The sequence below is a fragment of the Sphingomonas sp. PP-CE-3A-406 genome (genome assembly GCF_003688625.1).
Classification (GTDB): Bacteria; Pseudomonadota; Alphaproteobacteria; order Sphingomonadales; family Sphingomonadaceae; genus Sphingomonas.
The window spans coordinates 567,895-584,230 of record NZ_RCWY01000001.1 but is presented as its reverse complement, the minus strand read 5'-3'; the positions used below and the strand labels follow the sequence as shown (position 1 = coordinate 584,230).

The 16,336-nt window shown below is 66.1% G+C and carries 17 protein-coding genes; 6 read left to right on the top strand and 11 right to left on the bottom strand.

The window, feature by feature from the left end; all coding sequences use genetic code 11:
• Positions 1–211 precede the first annotated feature (211 nt).
• Positions 212–697 (top strand): RNA polymerase-binding protein DksA, encoded by a 486-nt coding sequence (dksA, locus tag C8J44_RS02425; protein ID WP_060525537.1) that lies wholly within the window; start codon positions 212–214, stop codon positions 695–697.
• A gap of 137 nt (positions 698–834) precedes the next feature.
• Entirely contained in the window at positions 835–1,239 is a 405-nt protein-coding gene (locus C8J44_RS02420) for a PilZ domain-containing protein (RefSeq protein WP_259466672.1), read from the top strand.
• Between the two features lie 72 nt (positions 1,240–1,311).
• On the opposite strand, the gene C8J44_RS02415 is transcribed toward C8J44_RS02420, so the two are convergent.
• Entirely contained in the window at positions 1,312–1,467 is a 156-nt protein-coding gene (locus C8J44_RS02415) for a DUF465 domain-containing protein (RefSeq protein WP_082444127.1), read from the bottom strand.
• A 271-nt stretch (positions 1,468–1,738) separates the two neighbouring features.
• Between C8J44_RS02415 and C8J44_RS02410 the strand changes: the two genes are divergently transcribed.
• Positions 1,739–1,900, top strand: a complete 162-nt coding sequence (locus C8J44_RS02410; RefSeq protein ID WP_082444168.1) for a DUF465 domain-containing protein — start codon at positions 1,739–1,741, stop codon at positions 1,898–1,900.
• Positions 1,901–2,037: 137 nt separating this feature from the next.
• Positions 2,038–2,499, top strand: coding sequence for a DUF1465 family protein (locus C8J44_RS02405; protein WP_060525536.1), 462 nt, complete (start codon positions 2,038–2,040; stop codon positions 2,497–2,499).
• A gap of 60 nt (positions 2,500–2,559) precedes the next feature.
• Here C8J44_RS02405 and C8J44_RS02400 read toward each other — a convergent pair whose 3' ends face one another.
• Positions 2,560–3,996 carry an NAD-dependent succinate-semialdehyde dehydrogenase gene (locus tag C8J44_RS02400; RefSeq protein WP_121903218.1) on the bottom strand — a complete coding sequence of 479 codons (1,437 nt, stop codon included), beginning with the start codon at positions 3,994–3,996 and terminating at the stop codon, positions 2,560–2,562.
• 203 nt (positions 3,997–4,199) lie between these two features.
• Here C8J44_RS02400 and C8J44_RS02395 point away from each other — a divergent pair, with 203 nt between their 5' ends.
• A complete protein-coding gene (locus C8J44_RS02395) occupies positions 4,200–4,460 on the top strand; it encodes a hypothetical protein (RefSeq protein ID WP_121903217.1) in 261 nt (86 codons plus the stop codon).
• Positions 4,461–4,550: 90 nt separating this feature from the next.
• A complete protein-coding gene (locus C8J44_RS02390) occupies positions 4,551–5,411 on the top strand; it encodes an NAD(P)-dependent oxidoreductase (RefSeq protein WP_121903216.1) in 861 nt (286 codons plus the stop codon).
• Between the two features lie 7 nt (positions 5,412–5,418).
• On the opposite strand, the gene C8J44_RS02385 is transcribed toward C8J44_RS02390, so the two are convergent.
• The 9 genes from C8J44_RS02385 to C8J44_RS02345 all read right to left on the bottom strand — a co-directional run bounded on the left by C8J44_RS02385 (position 5,419) and on the right by C8J44_RS02345 (position 16,230).
• Positions 5,419–6,573 (bottom strand): PepSY domain-containing protein, encoded by a 1,155-nt coding sequence (locus tag C8J44_RS02385; protein WP_121903215.1) that lies wholly within the window; start codon positions 6,571–6,573, stop codon positions 5,419–5,421.
• Positions 6,573–8,621 (bottom strand): TonB-dependent receptor, encoded by a 2,049-nt coding sequence (locus tag C8J44_RS02380; RefSeq protein ID WP_259466671.1) that lies wholly within the window; start codon positions 8,619–8,621, stop codon positions 6,573–6,575. Before C8J44_RS02380 ends, C8J44_RS02385 begins: the two co-directional genes overlap by 1 nt.
• Before the next feature lie 86 nt (positions 8,622–8,707).
• Complete coding sequence (locus C8J44_RS02375; RefSeq protein ID WP_259466670.1) at positions 8,708–9,142, bottom strand: hypothetical protein; 435 nt, start codon at positions 9,140–9,142, stop codon at positions 8,708–8,710.
• A 90-nt stretch (positions 9,143–9,232) separates the two neighbouring features.
• A complete protein-coding gene (locus tag C8J44_RS02370) occupies positions 9,233–10,735 on the bottom strand; it encodes a coniferyl aldehyde dehydrogenase (protein ID WP_259466736.1) in 1,503 nt (500 codons plus the stop codon).
• 7 nt (positions 10,736–10,742) lie between these two features.
• Entirely contained in the window at positions 10,743–10,979 is a 237-nt protein-coding gene (locus C8J44_RS02365; RefSeq protein WP_056048730.1) for a hypothetical protein, read from the bottom strand.
• A gap of 149 nt (positions 10,980–11,128) precedes the next feature.
• Positions 11,129–12,334 (bottom strand): acyl-CoA dehydrogenase family protein, encoded by a 1,206-nt coding sequence (locus tag C8J44_RS02360; RefSeq protein ID WP_121903212.1) that lies wholly within the window; start codon positions 12,332–12,334, stop codon positions 11,129–11,131.
• Positions 12,335–12,344: 10 nt separating this feature from the next.
• Positions 12,345–13,442: an acyl-CoA dehydrogenase family protein gene (locus tag C8J44_RS02355; RefSeq protein WP_121903211.1), complete on the bottom strand. Its 1,098-nt coding sequence runs from the start codon at positions 13,440–13,442 to the stop codon at positions 12,345–12,347.
• The gene (locus C8J44_RS02350) at positions 13,439–14,977 is read right to left on the bottom strand and encodes an acyl-CoA synthetase (RefSeq protein ID WP_121903210.1); all 1,539 of its coding nucleotides are present in this window, start codon (positions 14,975–14,977) and stop codon (positions 13,439–13,441) included. Before C8J44_RS02350 ends, C8J44_RS02355 begins: the two co-directional genes overlap by 4 nt.
• Complete coding sequence (locus tag C8J44_RS02345) at positions 14,977–16,230, bottom strand: acetyl-CoA C-acetyltransferase (protein ID WP_121903794.1); 1,254 nt, start codon at positions 16,228–16,230, stop codon at positions 14,977–14,979. Before C8J44_RS02345 ends, C8J44_RS02350 begins: the two co-directional genes overlap by 1 nt.
• Positions 16,231–16,336: the final 106 nt, after the last annotated feature.

Sequence of the window (16,336 nt, the reverse complement as noted above, 5' to 3'; positions counted from 1 at the left end):
CTGCCAGCGGATAAGGTCCGGTTCGGTCTTGCCAAATGTTGGCGCGCGACGTGTGCGGCAAGCCACGCAATAAAATGTCCGTTTTGATGCAGGATGCGCAAGTGGGGTCGCTTGTGGTGCCGGACGGCTGCGACTATAGGCGCTTTCACCATTTGGGGGAGGCTTCTGGAGATCGGCGTGGCTGATCCGACGGGGCCAAAGGGAGAGTGGTATGGCGACCGTTATGAATCGTATGGACGATACCGACAATTCCAACCACGGCGCGGCAAACGACCGTAGCGCGGATGACGGCGCAGACGGCGCGTACCGTCCCGATGCCGACGAACCTTTCATGAGTCTTCGCCAACAGGCCTATTTCCGACGCAAGCTGCAGGCCTGGAAAGAAGCGATCCTGCGGGAGTCGCAGGAAACCCTGTCGCAGCTGCAGGTCGATTCGCTGCGCGAAGCCGATCTGACCGACCGCGCGTCGAGCGAGACCGACTGGTCGATCGAACTGCGAACGCGCGATCGGCAGCGCAAGCTGGTCTCGAAGATCGAATCCGCCATCCGCCGGATCGACGAGGGCGAATACGGCTATTGCGAAGTCACCGGCGAGCCGATCAGTCTGGCGCGTCTGGAGGCACGACCGATCGCGACGATGACCGTCGAGGCGCAGGAACGTCACGAGCGGCACGAGAAGGTCTCGCGCGAGGATTGAGCGCCGCGGGTCGACGGCGCGGGTCAGCGGCATCCGTCGGATCCGTTAGGTCTTTCGTCGCAGTATGATGCTATGATCCGTCGGCGGTATGGATCGGGGCGGCCGGGAGCGGACGGCGACCAAACGGGACGAATGGCGTGACAGAAGCTTTTGACCGGTCGACGACCACTGACGCCGCGGCAGACAGGCAGGACACGTCGTCTCCAAATGTGTCGGGCAACCGGGTCGGTACCCGCGACAGCCTGTTTCTCATGGCGAAGCTCAGGCTGGCGGACGAGCGGGGACCTCGGGAGGTTCGCGTCCGCAATCTGTCCGAGCGCGGACTGATGCTCGAACTGGACAAGGTCGTCGCGATCGCAACGCCGGTACTGCTGGAACTGCGCGGCCTCGGCGAAATCGGCGGCAAGGTCGCATGGTGCACCCAGGGTCGCGTCGGCATCGCGCTCGACTCGCCGATCGATCCCAAGAAAGCCCGCAAGGTTGCCGGTGTGTCGCAATCGGCCAATACGCCCTTCTATGCCAAGGCGACGACCGAACGCTGATCGCGCGCACTGCCTCGCAGTGTCCCCCCGGATCAGCGTCCGGGGAGTGCTGCGGTACTGAAAGGCAGCGGATCAGAGGCTGACGATTTCCTCTTTCAGCTTGAGTTTCTGTTTCTTCAATCCTGCCAGGATGGTCGCATCGGGCAAAGGCCGGTGAGCTTCGGCTGCAATCCGTTTGTCGAGCACGGCGTGCTTGGTTTCCAGAGCTGTCTGATGCGTCGTCTGCACGGTAGGATACCTCCTGCATTCGGGTTGGGGAGCAGAGTAAACCACTGTGTCATGGAAATGTCTTCATCGGAAATGGACCAAATCGATTGAACGACCGGTTTTCCGCGATGACCGGTGCACCGATCGGAGATCGTCCCGCATCGACGCAAATCGCCGGCCCGGTCGGTTTAGCGCTCGCGCCGGTCGGCGGATTTGCTAAGGGGCACGGCAGCAGCCACTAATACCGGGGGACGAGGTGGACGAGGCGCAGACCAAAGCTCAACTCGAAGCCATGCGCATCGAGCATCGCGATCTCGACGACGCGATCGCGGCGCTGGCGGCCAAGCCCGTGCCCGATCAGTTGCAGATGGCGCGATTGAAGAAACGCAAGCTGCGGCTCCGCGACGAGATTGCCGCGCGCGAGGATATGCTGATCCCCGACATCATCGCGTGATCGCCGTCCTCGTCTGACGAGCTCCGCGCTCAGATCACAAGCCCGTCGCACCGACCGACGCATTTCGGGACAGATCTTGGTTAACGCAGCGTTTGCCATGATGGGCTAGGCAGGCGCGCTATGCCATCGCGCTGTCCATGACTGACTCTCGACACGAAACGCAGATGCATCGTCGGTTGATCGACGCGCTGTATAGCGAATCGATGCTGCTGGCCGACGAAGCGCGCGCCTACTTCGATGAAGTGGGCCGCAACGAGCGCGACGGGCTCGATCCGTTCGTGCGCGTCGGTTTCAGTTGCGAATCGCTCAAGGTCACGACTCGGCTCATGCATGTGATCGCATGGCTGCTCACGCAGCGTGCGGTTCAAGCTGGTGAGCTGGACGTCAAGGATGCGCTCGATCCGTCGCGCCGCCTGGGAGATGGGCCGGTTACCGACAGGGTTCTGCTTGAATCCCTGCCGGCCCGTGCGCGTGCGTTGATCGACTCGAGTACGGACCTGCATCGACGGGTCGCGCTGCTGGACGCCGCGCAATCGCTGCCCGATACGCTGCCGAGTGCGGTACGTTCGATGCATCGCCGGCTGGCCCAGGCATTCTAGGCGGCCGATGCACCGCGATAGCGTGCATCGGCCGCGGTCCGCGACGAGAGTTGGTCGCGATCAGCTGATGTGTACGGTCTTGGTGATCAGGTGTGCGGCAACGCCTTCCGGACCGTCCTCGGAGCCGTGGCCGCTGTCCTTGATCCCGCCGAACGGGCTGTCGGGATAGCTGAGCCGGACGTTGTTGATCGCGATCATCCCCGCCTCGATCGCGTCGCCGAGCACGTTCTGCCGGCGACCGTTCTCGGTGAAGCAATAGGCGGCCAGACCGAACCGCAGGCGGTTGGCTTCGGAGATCGCGTCTTCGTCGGTGGCAAAGCGGCTGAGCAGCGCGATCGGGCCGAACGGCTCCTCGTTCATCGCGCGCGCCGACAACGGCACGTCCGACAGCACGGTCGGCCGGAAGAAGAACCCGCCGCTGCCGCCGTATTCGCCGCCCGCCAGCAGCTTGGCGCCGTGATCGGTCGCATCGCCGACCAGTTCGGCGATCGCCTCGGGTCGGCGCGCATTGGCCATCGGGCCCATCTGGCTGGTCGCGGCCATCCCGTCGCCGACCTTCAGCGCGCGCGTGCGTTCCGCGAAGCCCGCCGCGAACCGGTCGTAGATGCCGTCCTGGACATGGAAGCGGGTCGGCGCGACGCAGACCTGCCCCGCGTTGCGAAACTTGTGCGCGACCAGCGTGTCGAGCGTCTTGTCGAGATCGCAATCGTCGAACACCAGCACCGGACCATGCCCGCCAAGCTCCATCGTCGTCCGCATCATCGTGTCGGCGGCGAGCTTCATGAGCGCCTTGCCGACCGGGACCGATCCTGTGAAGCTCAGCTTCCGCGTGATCGGCGAGGCGAGCAAATGGCGGGAGACCATGTCGGGGACGCCGAAGACGCACTGCGCGACGTCGCCGGGCAGGCCGGCATCCTGGAAGCATTTCAGCACTTCGACCGCGCTGCCCGCGGTTTCCTCGGATGGCTTGATGATGATCGAGCACCCCGCCGCGAGTGCGGGCGCGATCTTGCGGACGACGTTCATCACCGGGAAGTTCCAGGCGCAGAACGCCGCGACCGGGCCGACCGGCTGATGCAGGACGAGGCTGCGCGAACCCGACGGACGCGGCAGCACGCGTCCATAGATGCGCAGCGCTTCACCGGCGTGGAAGTCCAGCAGCGCGGCGGCGAACGCGACTTCGCCCTTCGCCTCGGCCTGGATCTTGCCCTGTTCGAGCGTCGCGATCCGGGCGATGTGATCGGCGCGCTCGCGGAGCAATTGCGCGGTGCGGATGAGGATCGCCGCGCGCTTTTCGGGCGGGGTCGCGCGCCAGGCGATAAACCCGCGCTGAGTCGCCTCGAGTGCGCGGTCGAGATCGGCGGCGGTCGCGAGCGGCAACGCGGCCTGACCTGCGCCGGTCGCTGGATTGAGCACGTCGCGCGTCTCGCGCCCGCCGCCGCTCACCCATTCGCCAGCGATGTACAGGCCGAGGCTCGTGTCATAGGCCGTCGTCATAGATCGTCTCCATCCTTGTTGCGGGGCGTTGCGCACTGGTGGGCCGCACTTTGCCTGAACGTGAGGCCACGCACTGCCCATCGCGAGTACATCGTCGGGGCATCGCCGAGGCGCAACCCCGTGCGGGACGTGCGTCGCGCTGGATGCCCACCGATGCACGACCAATGGTCGTGTCGACGATCTTGGTGCATGCTCGGCAGTCTATGGCGAAGAAGAAGTATCTGCTGACCGCGACCTTGCCCGACGGGTATGTGAAGACGATCGGCCCCACAGCGACGCCGTTCACGCATTACTGGCGACTGGTAGCACATCTCGGCGGTGGGCGGACCGAGGTGTTCTGGGGCCATACCAAGTCGCTCGCCGAGGCCCGCCGCAAGCGTGCTGCCGCCAGCGATCCCGGCATCGCGCGCGGCTGGGATCGGTATGATTTCGAGATCGTCGAACTCGTTCGATCGTCGGACTAACGCGGTTTCGGTCATTGGCACTATGCGCGATCGGAACGTCCGCGCCATCCCTGCGCTCTGATGTGGCGTACCAGGACAGGGATTGATGACATGAAGATCGGTTTTATCGGCCTCGGCCAGATGGGCAGCGCGATGGCCGCCAATCTGCTCAAGGCGGGGCATGACGTGACGGTGTGGAACAGGTCCGCCGACAAGGCCGCCAAGCTCGTCGAAGCAGGCGCTCACCTGGCCGAGAAGCCGGTCGACGCGGCGCAAGGCGAAGTGGTGATGACCATGCTCGCGGACGATCGCGCGCTCGAGGCGGTGGTGTACGGCGAGGGGGGTATTCAAGGCGCCCCCGCGCTGCACGTGTCGCACAGCACGATCGGCATCGCACTCGCGGATCGGCTCGCAGCCGATGCAGGAAACGGGTTCGTTTCGGCGCCGGTGTTCGGCCGTCCGGTCGCGGCGGAGGCCGCCAAGTTATTCGTGATCGCTGCCGGTGCGCCGGCCGATCTCGATCGGTGCGAGCCGCTGTTCGCTGCGATCGGACAGCGGACGTTCCGGATCGGCGACACGCCGTCGGCTGCGAACCTCGTGAAGCTCAGCGGCAATTTCATGATCATGGCGGCGATCGAGGCGATGGCCGAGGCGATGACGCTGGCCGAAAAAGGCGGCGTCGATCGAAGGACGTTGCTCGACGTGCTGACCGGCACGCTGTTCGGCGCGCCGATCTACCAGACCTATGGCGACATCCTCGTCGAGGACCGGTTCCACCCCGCCGGCTTTGCCGCACCGCTCGGTCTCAAGGACATGACGCTGGCCGACACCGCGGCGACCACCTTGCGCGCGCCGATGCCGATCCTCGGTATCGTCCGCGACCATCTGCGCTCGGTGATCGCCAGCGAGGGCGAGGATGTCGACTGGGCGGGCGTCGCGCTGGCGGTTCGGCGCGGTGCGGGTATCGCCTAGCCGCGTGCTAGGACCGGTGGCGGGGCGGCGATCGTTGGCGCCAGCGCAGCAGCCCGGTCGCCAGCATCGCGCTCGGCACCAGTCCGGTGACGAACGCCAGCCACCGCCCGACCAGTCCGAATGCTTCGCCGCCGTGCAGCGGGTGCAGCCAGCTCAGCACGGTATCTCCGCTGGTGTCGGCGAGACCATCGCGGACGGCGAGGATCCGGCCGGTATACGGGTCTAGCCAGACGTTGGTCCGGGGGAACCGGCGGCTCGGCTCGTCCGGCCGCGCGAGATTGATCCGGATCGGCGCCGTGGTCGTTGCTGGTGTCTCGATCCAGGCAAGCGCGCCATCGGGAAACCGGCGATGGGCGACTGCGATCAGGCGATCGACCGGCAGCGCGCGCCCAACCGGTTCGACCACAAGCGCAGGCATGTGGAACAGCGGCGACGCGCGCGCGATCAACGGTCGGGTCTGGTCGGGCAGGTCGAGCAGGACGCCCGTCGCGGTGATCGCGAGCAGCGGGATCAGTCCGATAAGCCCGGTCAGCTTGTGAAGATCGTAAAGCCGGCGGATCGCGGCGGCGGTGCGCTTGAACCGCAGCGCCCGCCACCATCCACCCGGTCTCGGCCACCACGCCCAGAGTCCGCTGACGATCAGGACGAGCATCGCGATTCCGGCGATGCCCATCGCGATGCCGCCCGGTTCGCCGAGCAGCAGGCGATAATGCAGGTCGTAGATCCACGTCACGACCGTATCGCCCCAGAAGCCGGTCCGGATCGTCGTCAGGCGGACCGGGTCGATCCACAGCAGCATCGGCGCGAACGCGCGGCCTGCGGTCTCCTTCGGCGTATAGTAGCGGACCGGGATCGCGCCGCCGCTCGGGTCGATCTCGACCCGCCAGGCACCGGTTCGCGCGGGATGCTCGCGGTGGAGCGTATCCACGACTGCCTGCCACGATGGCGGGCGCGTACCGTCCGGCACCGCGCGTAACGCCTGGCTGAAGGCAGCGTCGATTTCCGGGTAGAAGACGAGCGCGCTGCCTGTCAGGCCGGCGAACGCGAAGATCAGTCCGACCGAAAGACCGAGCCACAGATGGATGTGACGAACGACGACGCGCGCCGATCGTGGTCGGGCGGGAATCGGGGCGGCGATCGGGGCGGTAATCCGGGCAATCATCAGAGCCGCAGCCGCACCGCGCCGAACAGCGCGCGCGGATCGGCGGGGGCGTGGAGCCGTTGCGTCCCGTCGTACCAGACATATTCATAGTGGTCGTTGGCAAGGTTCTTGACCTGCAGCGACAGTTCGACGTGCGGTGTCACGGCATAGGCGACTTCGGCGTTGAGCACGACATAGCTGCCATAGCGTCCCTGCGTGTTGGCCGGCGTGAGTTCGTAGCTCGACTGGCCGTTGCCCCAGAGCGACAGCCGCAACCGGTCGACCGCCGTCACGTCGAGCCCGCCCGAGACGACGTTCTGCGGGACATGATCGATCGCGTTGCCGGCCTGCGACGGCGTTGCGGGGTCGGGCGTGACGATCGTCGCGGTCTGGTGCGAATAGCTGCCCCACAGGTCGACGCCGCGCGCGGGTTTGAGGTCGAGCTGGAGATCGATCCCGCGCCGCCGGGTCTTGCCGAGATTGTCGAAATCGCCCGACGGATCGTTCAGCCGTCGCTTCAGTTCGCCGCTCGCGGTCTGCTGCCACAGCGCGACGCGCGCCTCGAGCCAGCGACCCCGTGTAACTTTGATACCGCCCTCATATCCTTCGTTGATCGAGGGGGCGACATCGACGGTGCGCGGCGGCACCAGATAGGCGCCCGAACCCGCGCCGATCTGGAACGTCCGGCCGTAATTGGCGTAGAGCGTGACATCGCGGACCGGGGTGATCGCCACGCTCAGTTTGGGCTGGCTGATCGTGCCATAGTCGTTGATCGGTGCGGTGGTGCCCGCGAGCCGGTTGGCGAAATGCCCGTCGACCCGGTCGACCCGCCACGCCGGCGTGATCTTGAGCCAGGCGGTCGGTTCGATCACCGCCTGGATATAGCCGCCATACACGGTCAGGCCGAATTGCTGGTCGCGCGTCTGGCTGGTGATGACGCGGCGATCGGTCAGCCAGCGCAGGCTGCGATTGTCCTGCACCTGGATGTCGCCCCCCGCCTCGATCATCAGCGCGTGGAGAAAGTCGACGTGCGGGTGGTAATGCAGCGCGACGATGCCGCCATATTGCCATTCGTCGGTCAGCCGCCGCTGCTGCGCGACGCTGGCCGAGAACCGCACATAGCGGTCGTCGGTGAGGCTGTTCGCATAGCCCTTCGCGCTGAGCGCCAGCGTGTCGGCCAGATCCGAATCGAGGTGGAGGCTGTACTGGCCGATCCGACGCTTGCCGCCATCGGTTTCGGACACGGCATAGGATCGCTGCCGGTCGGTGTAGGCGTCGGCGTCGGTGAGATAGCCCGGTTCCTGTGCGGTCGCGGTCGAGTAGCGGACGATCGCGCCGAGGCGGGTCGCGCCGAAATCGTAGAACCACTTGCCCGCGAGATTGAGACGATCGAGGTCGGCATGGTCGCGATAGCCATCGGTCCGGCGATAGCTGACCAGGTAATTCTGGCTGAACTTGCCGCGTTCGAGACCCGCCGACACCTGGCCATCGGCGGTCCCGAACGCGCCGCCGATAAGCCGTGCGTCGAGGTAATTACCGCCGATCCGGGTCAGGATGTTGGCGTTGCCGGCGATGTTGTTGAGCCCCCAGCGCGGATCGGACGTGCCGCGGACCAGTTCGATTCCGGCGATGTCGAGCGGCGCGATCATGTCGATACCGGTCATCCCGCCGGCATTGTCGTTGGTCGGGACGCCGTCGATCATCAGCTTGACCGCGTTGATTTCGCCCTCGCCGTTGAACCCGCGGATCGAGAAGCGGCCCGATGTCGTGCCCTGGTTGAAGTCGGTCAGCACGACGCCCGGCAGCCGCGCAAAGATCTCCCAGGCGTTGTCGACCGACTGGCGCTGCGCGACGTCGCCGCCGAGCAGATCGACCGAGGTCAGGACGTTGCCGGTCGAGCGCGCCATGCTCGGCGCGGTCACGACGATATCGCCGATCGTGAAGCGCGTATCGCTCTCGGTCGGCGGGGCATTGGCGGTTTGCGCGGCACTCGGGGTGGCGAAGGCGAGCAGCGGCACGACGACGGCCAGCGCCATCGTCGCCTCGTGGGGAGGCGTGAATCGAAACATCGGCAATTCCAGTGATCGGCGCGCAGCTCGGGTATGCGCGTCATGAAGCGGTACACATCGCGCTCGGCGACATGCGTTTCAGGGGATCAGAGGTATGCCGGCGGGCCGCGTAACGGCGGGCGCAGATACCGCGTCAGCGCGCGCGGGAGCGGTCGGACATACCGCCACGCAAGCGCCATGGCGAAGGCGATCGCAGCGATCCGCAGGACGAGATCGACGCTTTCCAGCGCGTGCGCGGTCAGGCTGGAAAATGCGCAGGGCATTTCCGCCTTGTCGTGCTTGGTCGAGCGATCGTGGTTCATCGCCGACTCGGCACCGTCGTCGTGCATCCCCGGCATTGCGATTGCCTTTGGGGCCATGTCCTGCGGGGTCATACCCGAGCAGAGGGTGATCGCGATCCGGTCGTGCTCGCTGGACACCATGTAGCCCGAGGGCACCAGCAGCTTCATCGCCAGCGCCGCCACGCACAGCAACGCTGCGAGGTAGCGATGGGACAGGGCAAGGCGGCGAAGACGGTACACGAATCGGGGGTAGCCGGGTGCGGGCGGCCTGTCACTTGGCCATCCTGTCCTCCCTGCTTGTCGACGCAGCCAATCGATCCGGACGGATGATCAGCGGATCATGCGCGCGATCGTCTTGGCGGCGGCTGCACCATAAGGCGGCTTCAATCCGGCGAGCTTGGCGACGTCGAGCCGCGATTGCTTGAAGACGGCGCGCGCGTGGCTGAACGTGCGGAAACCGTCGATGCCGTGATACGCGCCCATCCCCGAAGGCCCGCTGCCCCCGAACGGGAGTTCCTCCATCGAGATGTGGAAGATCACATCGTCGAGCGTCACCCCGCCCGAGATCGTCCGATCGAGCACGCGGCGGCGTTCGGCGTCGTCGCTGCCGAAATAATAGAGGCCGAGCGGACGATCGCGGCGGTTCACTTGCGCGATCGCATCGTCGATCCCGTCGTAGCGGCGGATCGGCAGGACCGGGCCGAAGATCTCTTCCTGCATGACGATCATGTCGTCGGTCGCGTCGCGGACGATGTGGAGCGGCATTTTCCGCGAGTTGGCGGCACCGAAATCCTCGTTGGCGGGGTTCACGACCTCGACCGTCGCGCCCTTCGCACGGGCGTCGGCGATCCAGTCGGTAAGGCGCTGGTGATGGCGGTCGTTGACCACCGAGGTGTAATCTGCGTTGGCGAGCAGCGTCGGGTACATCGCGCTGGCCGCCGCCTTGATGCCGTCGACGACCTTGGCCTCGTCCGCCGAGGGCACGAGCATGTAATCGGGTGCGAGGCAGATCTGGCCTGCGTTCATCATCTTGCCGAGCGTCACGCGTTCGGTGGCCTTCGCGATATCCGCCGACGCGCCGAGGATGACGGGCGACTTGCCACCGAGTTCGAGCGTGACCGGCGTGAGATTATCCGCGGCGGCGTGGAGTATGTGGCGGCCGATCGCGGTCGCGCCGGTGAAGATGAGGTGATCGAATGGGAGCGCGGAGAAGGCCTTGCCGACCTCTGCATCGCCCGAGACGATCGCGAGTTCGTCCTGCGCGAAATACTTCGGCGAGATCTCCTCGAACAATGCGGCGGTCGCGGGGGTGTACTCGCTCGTCTTCGCCATCGCGCGATTGCCCGCGGCGAATACGCCCGCGAGCGGACCGATCAGCAGGTTCACAGGGAAATTCCACGGCGCGATGATCCCGATCACGCCCTTGGGCTGGTATTCGACCCAAGCCTTCGCACCGAGCAGGCCGAGCGGGAACTGCACCGGACGCCGGTCGGGTTTCATCCAGCGATCGAGATGCTTGGCGGCATGCGCGATCGGCGCGAGCGAGGCGCCGATATCGGTGATCATCGTCTGTTCACGGCTGCGATGCCCGAAATCCTCCGACACCGCGTCGCAGAACCGCGCTGCATTGTCCCGCACCATCGCCGCGGCGCGCTTGAGCCGGTCGAGCCGGACCGCCTTGGTGACGGGAAGCTCGGCCATGAACGCTTCGCGCTGGGCGGTGAGGATGGTCTGCATGTCGGTCATCGGGGCATCCTCGAATGGGTAACGAACCCGCCTCGCAAAATGTGCGGGGTCAAAGCGAACGCCAAGCGATCGTGTGACGTTGTAGATACCGCCGTTAGTTGCGGTGCTCGGCGGGAGGCGGTGCCAACGGCTTTCGCTTGTGCTTACCTCCCGCTGCCAGGACGATGACGGCGCTCGACAGCAGAATACTTGACACGAGGACGCCGACGGAAAGCAGGCCAGCGTTGGTCACGCGGGCATCGAATTTCGTCCGTGCGCCGATCCGGATCGAAACTTCGGCGGCGTGATCGTGACCGATCGACCGGCGTTCGGCGATATCCAAGTTTTTCATCGGTAAAAACTGAACCTCCGTTGGTCATCGGGCAAGCCCCCAAGCCTCAGATAGCGAAGCAACGGCATTGCCCCATGGGCTACGTCTTCGGGCGTGACGTTCCACCGCGTCGGCGGCGACGAAGGATGCGGGGCGGGCAACACTGCGCCTCACGCCCCTACCGGCAGATCCCGGAACGCCTGGTCTTTGTCGACGCGGATTTCACCGGGGAGGCCGAGGACGCGTTCGGCGATGATGTTCTTGAGGATCTCGTCGGTGCCGCCGGCGATGCGCAAGCCCGGCGCCCACATCGTCGCGGCGTGGAACGCGCCTTTGAGCGGGGTAAGCGCGGGGTCGGATATGATGCCATATTGATCGCCCGCCTCGACCGCGGTGTTGCCGATCGCCTGTAGCTGGTTGGCGGCGACGATCTTGCCGATCGAGCTTTCGGGGCCGGGCACCTGCCCCTTCGACAGCGCGGTGATCGTTCGCATCCGGGTGTTGCGCAGGCCTTCGGATTGCACCCACCAGTCGGCGAGCGTCTGGCGGAACGCGGCGTCCTTCAGCAGCGGGCCGTCTGCGCCATTGGCCTGCGCGGCGAAGGCAAGGATGTCCTCGGGGCCGACGCCGCCGCTCGTGCCGATCGCGAGACGCTCGTTCATCAGCGTGAACAGTGCAACCTTCCAGCCGCCGTCGACTGGGCCAAGGCGCTGTGCGTCGGATATCCGGACGTCCTCGAACCAGACCTCGTTGAAGCTCGACCCGCCGGACATCTGGTGGATCGGGCGAATCTCGATCCCCGGCGCCTTCAGGTCGAGCCAGAACATCGTCAGGCCTTGGTGCTTGGGCACGTCGGGATTGGTGCGGACCAGGACGATGCCGTAGTCGCTGTAATGCGCGCCCGAGGTCCAGACCTTCTGGCCGTTGATGATCCAGTCGTCGCCCTCGCGGACGGCTCGCGTACGGATCGCGGCGACGTCGGAGCCGCCGGCGGGCTCGGAAAAGAGCTGCGACCATATCTCGTCGCCGCGCACCGCCGGGCCGACGAAGCGGTGCTTGGTCGCGCCGTCCGCATAGGCCATCACGGTCGGCACGCACATCCCGAGGCCGATCGTGAAATAGCTACCGTCGACCGCGTGCTTCGACTCTTCCTGGCCGAAGATGACGCTTTCGATCGGCGTGCCGCCGCCGCCACCCCATTCCTGCGGCCAAGTGATGCATGCGTAGCCGCCGGCCGCTTTCCGCGCCTGCCATGCCTTCGCCTTGACCATATCGTCGGTGTAGTGGCCAGCATCATGCTCGGCGATGTTCGCGTCGAGCCAGGCGCGCGCGGCGGCGCGATAGGAGGCTTCGGCGTCGCTGTCCTTGAAGTCCATGCTCGTCCTTTCAGGCGGCGTTGCGCATTTCGAGTTGGCCGACGAGGCGTTCGCGCCACGCGGCGGGGCTGCCTGCTACGAGCGCGAGCTGGCGCGAGCGGCGGTAATAGAGGTGGCAATCGGACTCCCAGGTGAAGCCCATTCCGCCATGCGTCTGGATGTTCTCCTTCGACGCGAACCAGTAGGCGTCGGAGGCGGCGACACGCGCGGTGGCGGCGGCGAGCGGCAGTTCGGCGGCGCCTGCATTGAGCGCCCACGCGCCATAATAGGCGTTCGAGCGCGCGAGTTCGTTCTTCACGTACATGTCGGCGAGCTTGTGCTTGATCGCCTGGTAGCCGCCGATTTGTCGGCCGAACGCGTAGCGATCGAGCGCATAGCCCTTCGCCATCTCAAGACAGCGATCCGCGCCGCCAACCTGCTCGAATGCGAGGAGGACCGCGGCCCGGTCGAACACCGCCTGCATCGCGGCGATGCCGTCATCGCTGCCCAGTTTCTCACAACGGGCGTCGGCGAAGGTGAGGCGGGCGGCGCTCCGCGTCGGGTCGAGCGTTTCGAGGACTTCCGCAGTGACGCCCGACCCTTTCTCGACGAGGTAGAGGCCGTCGCGCGCGAGGACGACGATCAGGTTGGCGACGTCGCCATCGGTGACGGGGATCTTCTCGCCGGTGAGCTTGCCGCCGGAGACGGTGGTGCGGATCGAGCGCGCGGTGACCGGGCCCGCGCCTTCCGAGGTCGCGAAGGCGCCGATGACGTCACCTGCCGCGATCCTCGGCAGCCATCGGACTTTCTGGATGTCGCTGCCGTAGAGCATCAAGGCTTCGGCGACGAAGTAGACGGTCGAGGCGAACGGGATCGGTGCGCAGGCCCGCCCCAGTTCCTCGGCGATCGCGCAGAGTTCAATGTGGCCGAGGCCCAGCCCGCCGAACTCCTCGGGGATCGCAGCGCCGAGCCAGCCCTGTGCGCCGACCGCTTTCCACAACTCCGCGTCATACGCTTTGGCGGGATCGTCCAGCACCGCGCGGACCCGGTCGCTGCCGCAGTGCGCGGCCAGGAACTTGCGCGCTTCGTCTTTGAGGAATTTCTGGTCGTCGGAATAATCGAAGTTCATGCAGACTCCTTCGAATGCGCCCAATATTCGTCGCGGAGCAGGCGCTTGTAGAGCTTGCCCGTCTCGTGCCGCGGTAAGGTGTCGCGAAAATCGATCCGGCGCGGCGCTTTCACATGGCTGAGGTTCGCACGGGCGAAGGCGCTGAGTTCGGCGGCGAGTTGCGCGCGGTCTTCGGTCGGATCGGCGGGGCAGATGATTGCCACCACTTGTTCGCCCATCTCGTCGTCTGGCGCGCCGATCACCGCGACGTCGGCGACTTTCGGGTGCGTGACGAGGAGGTTCTCGATCTCGGCGGGGTAGATGTTCACGCCGCCCGAGATGATCATGAAGCTCTTGCGGTCGGTGAGGTAGAGATAGCCCTCCTCGTCGAGCCAGCCGACGTCGCCGAGCGTCGTCCAGCCATGCGCGTTCGCGGCTTCCGCGGTCTTGACGGGATCGTTGTGATATTCGAACGCCCCACCGCCCGCGAAGTAGACGTCGCCTTCAGCGCGCGTTGGCAGTGCATTGCCGTCCTCGTCGCAGATCATCGTCTGCGCGGTCAGGTTGCGGCCGACCGAGCCTTGGTGCGTCAGCCACTCCGCGCTGGAGATCGCGCAGAACCCGTTGCCCTCCGTGCCAGCATAATATTCGCCGATGATCGGCCCCCACCAGTCGATCATCGCCTGCTTGACCGGCAGCGGGCAGGGCGCGGCGGCGTGCCACACCGCTTTTAGCGATGACACGTCGTAACGGGCGCGGACTTCGGGCGGCAACTTGAGCAACCGGATGAAGTGCGTCGGCACCCATTGCGCGTGCGTGACGTGGAACCGCTCGATCGCGGCGAGCGCGGCCTCGGGGTCGAAATGCTCCATCACGACGACGGTGCCGCCGACCTGATGTACCGCCATCGACCAGCGCAGTGGCGCGGCGTGATAAAGCGGCGCAGGCGAGAGATAGACCATCTCGGGCGTGAAGCCGTACAGCCCCTTGCCGAGCATCACGAGCGGCGAGACGTTGGTGCCGAACTCCTCGTCCGATAGCGCGTGCTTTACCCCCTTTGGTTTGCCGGTGGTGCCGGAGGAATAAAGCAGGATGCCGCCGGGCGAGGGGTCGGCGATAGGCGTGGGCGGCATCGCGTCACGGGCGGTTTCGTACGCCGCGTACCCGTCAATCGCGCCATCGACCATGTAGCGAGCCACGTCGCCAAGCAAGGGTACCAACGCCGCCCCAACCTCCGCGCAACCCTTGCTCGCGATCAGCACGCGGCAGTCGCCATCGCGGATGATGTACGCCGCCTCGCTCGCGGTCAGTTTCGACGACAGGCAGGTGCAGTACACACCAGTGCGCTCGGCCGCCCACATCACCTCTAGATAGCGCGGCGAATTGTCCATCAGCACCGCAATGCCGTCACCGCGCTTCAGCCCGAGCGAGCGTAGCAGATGCGCCCCCTGGTTCGCGCGCAAATCGAGGTCGCGATACGTCACCGTCTCGCCCGTCGCCGCCATGATGTAGGCGGGTTTGTCGGGGGCCGTCAGCGCGTGCGCGACGGGATGCATCAGACGCGCTCGATGATGATCGCCGGGGCCATCCCGCCGCCCGCGCACATCGTCACGAGCCCGCGCTTCAGGTCACGGCGTTCGAGTTCGTCCAATATCGTGCCGATCAGGATTGCGCCGGTCGCGCCGATTGGATGGCCGAGCGCGATCGAGCCGCCGTTGACGTTCACCTTGTCGCGGTCGAGCTTCAGGTCGCGGATGAACTTCTCGGCGACCACCGCGAACGCCTCGTTGATCTCCCACAGGTCGATGTCGTCGACCGTCAGCCCCGCCTTCGCGAGCACCTTCCGCGCGGCGGGGACGGGGGCGTTGAGCATCAGCGTCGGGTCGTCGCCCATGTTCGCCATCGCGACGATCCGCGCGCGGGGTTTCAGCCCGTGCTTGGCGGCATAGTCGGCGCTCGCGAGGAGCACGGCGGCGGCGCCATCGACCACACCGGAGGAATTGCCGGCGTGATGAACGTGCTTGATATCGACGTCGGGATAACGCCGGTTGATCTGCTTGCGATACGTCGTGCCCTTGTCGTCGAGCGGAATGTCGGCGATCCCGGCGAACGAGGGGCGGAGGGCAGCGAGCCCCTCGGCGGTGGTGTCGGGACGCGGGTATTCGTCCTTTTCGAGCACCAGCGCACCGGTGTCGTCGGTGACGGGCACGAGGCTGCGATCGAACCGCCCTTCGGCGATCGCCACCGCCGCGCGGCGCTGGCTTTCCAGCCCGAGCGCTTCGAGCGTTTCGCGGTCGATCCCCTCGATACTGGCGATGGCGTCGGCACAGATGCCCTGGTTCGATTGCGGATGCGCGGCGTCGAGCCTCGCGTTGCCCGAGCCGATCCCGAGCGGTCGCTTACCCGCCGCCATGTCGTCCTGCATCATCATCGTGGTGAGCGACATCATCTCGGTCCCCCCGGCGATGACCAGGTCTTCCATCCCGCTCATGATCTGCGCCGCGGCGAAGTTCACCGCGGTAATCCCGCCGCCGCAGAACCGGTCGAGCGTCGTCCCGCTCGCCTTGACGTCATACCCCGCATCGAGCGCCGCCATCCGCCCGAGATCGCCGCTCTGCTCGCCGCGCTGAGTCGAGGTCGACCAAATGATGTCGTCGACATCGGCGGTATCCAGCTTGTTTCGCTCGGCAATCGCCTTCAGGACGGTCGCGGCGAGATGTTGGGGGTGCATGTGCGCAAGCGCGCCCTTGCCAGTCTTGCCGATACCGCGCGGGGTACGGACGGCGTCGATGATCAGTGCCTCGGCCACATCGCTCTCCTGTTGCACCCGCCGGTTCGGTCGTGGTGCCTGGTGCCGGATTGCGTCCGGTGCCAGCACGGCGTAACATTCGTTATGGGGAATGGCTTGTCAAGCA